The 5,324-nt window shown below is 36.1% G+C and carries 4 protein-coding genes; 3 read left to right on the top strand and 1 reads right to left on the bottom strand.

The window, feature by feature from the left end:
• Positions 1–198: hypothetical protein (locus tag F6K40_RS38520; protein ID WP_293145069.1), on the top strand; the 198-nt coding region annotated here is incomplete at its 5' end.
• Positions 199–774: 576 nt separating this feature from the next.
• Here the strand turns inward: F6K40_RS38520 and F6K40_RS38525 are convergent.
• Positions 775–1,503: a uracil-DNA glycosylase gene (locus tag F6K40_RS38525; RefSeq protein ID WP_293145072.1), complete on the bottom strand. Its 729-nt coding sequence runs from the start codon at positions 1,501–1,503 to the stop codon at positions 775–777.
• Between the two features lie 409 nt (positions 1,504–1,912).
• Between F6K40_RS38525 and F6K40_RS38530 the strand changes: the two genes are divergently transcribed.
• Together F6K40_RS38530 and F6K40_RS38535 are read left to right on the top strand one after the other, a co-directional pair.
• Positions 1,913–2,581 carry a phosphoribosyltransferase gene (locus F6K40_RS38530; RefSeq protein ID WP_293145075.1) on the top strand — a complete coding sequence of 223 codons (669 nt, stop codon included), beginning with the start codon at positions 1,913–1,915 and terminating at the stop codon, positions 2,579–2,581.
• Between the two features lie 454 nt (positions 2,582–3,035).
• On the top strand, positions 3,036–5,114 hold the full coding sequence (locus tag F6K40_RS38535; protein ID WP_293145078.1) for a dynamin family protein: 2,079 nt from the start codon (positions 3,036–3,038) through the stop codon (positions 5,112–5,114).
• The last annotated feature ends 210 nt before the right edge of the window (positions 5,115–5,324 follow it).

Here is a 5,324-nt window from a genome sequence, read left to right on the forward strand (position 1 = left end):
TATCCAGCTCCGGGAGCTTCAGCAAATGAAACGACTATTGCTCTATACGCAATAAAAGAGAAAAATTTTGCTCATCCAGCTCCGGGAGCTTCAGAAAATGAAACGACTATTGCTCTATACGCAATAAAAGAGAAAAATTTCATCATCCAGCTCCGAGAGCTTCAGGAAATGAAACGACTATTGCTCTATACGCAATAAAAGAGAAAAATTTCATCATCCGCCTCCGGAAGCTTCAGAAAATGCAACGGCTATTTCTCTATCCGCAATAAAAGGAAAAAGGCAAAATTTTGCTCATCCGTCTCCGGGAGCTTCAGGAAATGAAATGACTATTTCTCTATACGCAATAAAAGAGAAAATTTTGCTCATCCGTCTCCGGGAGCTTCAGGAAATGAAACGACTATTTCTCTATCCGCAATAAAAGAGAAAATTTTGCTCATCCAGCTCCGGGAGCTTCAGCAAATGAAACGACTATTTCTCTATCCGCAATAAAAGGAAAAAGGCAAAATTTTATCCTCCGCCTCCGGGAGCTTCAGGAAATGAAACGACTATTTCTCTATCCGCAATAAAAGAGAAAATTTTGCTCATCCAGCTCCGGGAGCTTCAGGAAATGAAACGACTATTTCTCTATACGCAATAAAAGGAAAAAGGCAAAATTTTGCTCATCTAGCTCCGGGAGCTTCAGGAAATGAAACGACTATTGCTCTATACGCAATAAAAGGAAAAATTTCATCATCCAGCTCCGAGAGCTTCAGGAAATGAAACGATACTCCCTGTTCAAAAATCAATAGAACTATCATCATTTTCAAGCTCTTCCAACTTTTGCTTAACCGCCTGAATATCTTGCCACATCAACCACTTTGGTTTACCAACTTCCTTAGAAGGATTACGCAAAAGATAAGCTGGATGAAAAATCGGCATACAAAGTCGCCCCTCCCACTCCATCCATTGCCCCCGAATTTTAGTAATACCGCGCTTATCACCAGTTAAAGCTTTAACCGCTGTTGCCCCAGTTAAAAGAATAATTTTTGGATCGACAAGACGTATTTGCTCCAATAAATAGGGTTTACAAGCTTCTATTTCTTTAGAAGTAGGAGTCCGGTTTTCCGGTGGACGGCACCTAATAGCATTAGAAATATAAACGTGGCGATCGCTACTCAACTCCACAGACTGCAAAATTTTATCAAGCAGTTGCCCAGACTTACCCACAAAAGGCAGACCTTGTTCATCTTCATTTTGACCAGGTGCTTCCCCAATAATCATAATATCTGCCTTGGGGTTGCCTCTACCAATAACAGCATTAGTCCGGTTTTCCCCCAGTTCACATCTGCAGCATTGGTTACAGTGAACCGCTATTTCTTCCATTGTTTTATATTTTCCAGATGGAATAGGAATTTTAGCATTTGTAGGAATCAGACTAAAGTCGGAGTCAGAGTCAGAGGTAGATGCTGAGGAGTCATCATTGTTTGACAAGTCAAAGAGACTAAGTTGTTTTTCACTAGACATAATTTCAGTTACCAGTTATCAGTTATCAGTTATCAGCTATTAGTTGTCAGTTATAATTTATAAGTTATCAGTTGTTAAAATGTAAAGGTCAATATTCATTAATGGATAATGGATCATAGATAATTGATAATGAATAATTACCCTTGGTTAAAACCGAGAGGGTTGAATCAAGTCAAGAAATCTTATTTCTTTTTTCTCCTTAAAAGAAGAAGCTTTAAACCTCTTAGAAAAAATATACTTAAAACGAGTAATTGTATTTATCTCGTCTATGGACAGGTTGAATATGGTTTCAAGATACAGACAAAATTTTATCCCCGTATCAGATATCAAAGTTGCCTTTGCTTCTCACAGTCTTAGGATTAGTTATCAATTATCCATTATTCATTATCCATTATTCATTATCAAAATTATGTCATCTATCCATATCTTTCGCGATCGCACTGATGCCGGAACAAAGTTGGCAGAAGTAATTTTTTCCCACTTTTGCCATGAAAATTCGACCACAGATCAGCAACTCAACCCTATTGTCTATGCTCTCCCAAGAGGAGGGTTGCCAGTAGGAGTGCCAGTTGCTCGTCGGTTGGGTTGTCCATTGAGTGTGGTGGTGGCTAAGAAAATTACTTTACCGTCTAATCCAGAATTAGCTCTCGGTGCTGTAACAGCAGATGGTTGTGTAGTTTGGTCAAAGCAGAAACCACAGAGTTTAGAAGTTCAAGATACTTTGATTGAAAAAGCACAGCAAAAAGCTTTATCTCAATTAGAAAAACTGACTATTGGAAAACCTGAAGTTAGTTCTCTAGGTAGGTTAGCGATCTTGGTTGATGATGGAATAGCTACAGGAATGACGATGATAGCTGCAGTTAAGTCTATTCAGTTACAGAAACCTAATGCTGTTTGGATATGTGTACCAGTTGCTCCTCCAGAGTTGCTTCCAGATTTGAGGGAATGTTGCGATCGCTTAATTGTGTTGGATACTCCTCGCCCATTTTTGAGTGTGAGTCGATTTTATACTCAGTTTACTCAAGTGGAAACTGAGGTTGCTTTAGCTTGTTTACAGCAACAGACAGAGTGGTTATAGTCAGTTATCAGTTATCAGTTATCAGTTATCAGTTATCAGTACCAAAAGTTTTTGTTTGTAGTAGAGCTTGAACAATATCTATAACTTATAGTTAAAACCCTATTAAGAGCTTTAATTATAACTATTAGAATTCTTGCAGAAGTCAGGGAATAGGGAATAGGGAATAGGGAATGAAATCAATAATTTCATATCTTGAATTGATTTCATTTTTTATTTTTGGAGATGTCTATTAATTCTCAGTGTTTATAGTTGAGCAAATTTAATTCATTGAGGATAAAATTTTCAAGAAGGAAGGAAGAAAAAACAATTTTGTGTTATCTTAATCCTTAGCTCAAGTATCAAAGTATATTTTTTGTTCCTTGTTATAGCATTACGCAAACTCAGTCAGATATTACTTTTAACTTTTGACTTGCCCATAGCGCTATACTTATTCTATTAGAAAATAAAAAACAACATGACTAACAAAATAGAAGCTGAAAATTTTATTCAAGATTTGGCAAAAGTAGCGGAAGTTCGTGCCAAAGTTGCTCAGAGTTTAGCAAAAATATCTGAGACATTAGAAGTAGCAGAATTAGCAGGTAAACAAACTTCTGGTGAGTTGGGTTTAGCAAGAGAAATAGAGGATATTAAGGTTGCTAGTAAAAATCTCCGAGAGGGTGTGTTTCGGTTAATGGTTTTGGGAGATATGAAACGAGGCAAAAGCACTTTTTTAAATGCTTTAATTGGTGAAAATATTCTTCCCAGTGATGTTAATCCTTGCACAGCTTTATTAACTATTTTGCGCTATGGAACGCAGAAAAAAGTAACGGTTCATTTTAATGATGGGAAAAATCCTGAAGATTTAGATTTTAAAGTTTTTAAACGCAATTATACAATCGATCCGGCAGAAGCGAAAAGACTAGAAAAGGAGAATAAACAAGCTTTTCCTGATGTTGATTATGCTGTAGTTGAATATCCTCTGGCACTATTAGAAAAAGGTATAGAAATTGTTGATAGTCCGGGATTGAATGATACGGAGGCAAGGAATGAATTATCTCTGGGATATATTAATAATTGTCATGCCATTTTATTTGTGATGAGAGCAACTCAACCTTGTACTTTGGGAGAACGTCGTTATTTAGAAAATTATATTAAAAATAGGGGTCTGAGCGTCTTTTTTCTGATTAATGCTTTTGACCAAATTCGAGAAAGTTTAATCGATCCAGATGATGCCGAAGAATTAGAAGAAGCAGAGGCAAAAGTTCAAAAAGTTTTTCATGCTAATTTAGCTGAATATTGTCTGATTGATGGTCAAAATATTTATCAAGAAAGGGTATTTGCAATATCTGCTTTGCCTGCTTTGCGACGGCGGATAAAAAATAGTTTTGCTTCTCTAGAAGGAACAGGTTTTCCAGAATTTATGGGCGCTTTAAATCATTTTTTAACTAAAGAAAGAGCAGCTCAAGAATTTCGACAAGCTCAGATTTTAGCTAGTCAAGCTAATAGTCATGTTCAGGAGGCGATCGCTCGTAGAAAACCTTTATTAGATGAGGATGTAAATGAGTTAAAAGCTAGGATTAGTTCTGTGGAACCAGAGTTTAAAAAACTTACAGAAATTCGCGACCAATTTCAAAAGGAAATTAGAATAATTCGGGATAAGAAAGCTAGAGTTGTGGCTGATTCTTTTCGCTCTTATGTTTTAAATTTAGGTGATACTTTTGAGACTGACTTTTTACGTTATCAGCCAAATTTAAACTTTATGGATTTTCTGAATAAAGAGAAACGAGAAGGATTTGAAGCAGAATTAAAAAAAGCATTTGAACAATATATTAATGATAAATTAGCTGACTGGACGATAACTGTGGAAAATGAAATGGATGCAGCATTTTTAGAACTATCAAGAATGGCTGCTCATTATGGTGCTTCTTACACTAAAGTGACAGATAAAATCACTGAAAAAATGACAGGAAAAAAAGTTAATTCTTTCAACAGTTCTGGTCAGGAAGATGACTCTCCCACTTGGGCAAAATGGGCGATGGGATTATTTTCTTTAGCCAGAGGAAATATTGCCGGTATGGCAATGGCAGGAGCTGGTTTTGACTGGAAAAATATTTTATTAAACTTAGTCACTGTGGCAGGAATAGGAACAATTATTGGTACAATAACTGGAATAACTTTAAGTCCGGTTGGTTTAGCATTATTAGGTTTAGGAGTAGGAGTAATGCAAGCAGACAAAGCCAAAAAACAGTTAGTTCAAGTAACTAAAAAGGAGCTAGTAAAACATTTACCTCAAGTTGCTCAGGAACAATGGCAACCAATCTATGATGCAATTAAAGAATGCTTTGATAATTATGAGCAAGAAGTAAGTGACAGGATAGATGATGATATTCAATCTCGCCAGAGTGAATTAGATAATTTACTTAAGCAAAAAGAGGAACGAGAAATTAATAGAGGAGAAGAATTAGCCAGGTTTGACAAGTTAGAAACTGAAGTGTTATCTGAATATAAAAAACTTGAAAATATCTATCATAATTTTATAGAAGCAATTACTTGAGGAGGGAAAAAGGAAAAAATCATGGGGATAATTTCTCTAAGTTGGGATAGCAATTTTCCAGAGGTTGTCAAATTTTCTGGTAAAGGTTTGCTCTACCAACCCATCCGATTTTGGGTTGGGGAAATCCCACCCTTACCGCTTTTTTCACAAATCATTCAAGATGACTATATCTATTAGAAAATTACTTTCTTATTAAAAATTGAGTCAGGA

Origin of the sequence: Okeania sp. SIO3I5 (assembly GCF_010672085.1) — a bacterium.
In the GTDB taxonomy this organism is placed as follows: domain Bacteria; phylum Cyanobacteriota; class Cyanobacteriia; order Cyanobacteriales; family Microcoleaceae; genus Trichodesmium.

Coding starts and splice junctions, on each gene's coding strand:
- F6K40_RS38525 (WP_293145072.1), bottom strand. CDS start 1,503: ATGTCTAGTGAAAAACAACTTAGTCTCTTTGACTTGTCAAACAATGAT.
- F6K40_RS38530 (WP_293145075.1), top strand. CDS start 1,913: ATGTCATCTATCCATATCTTTCGCGATCGCACTGATGCCGGAACAAAG.
- F6K40_RS38535 (WP_293145078.1), top strand. CDS start 3,036: ATGACTAACAAAATAGAAGCTGAAAATTTTATTCAAGATTTGGCAAAA.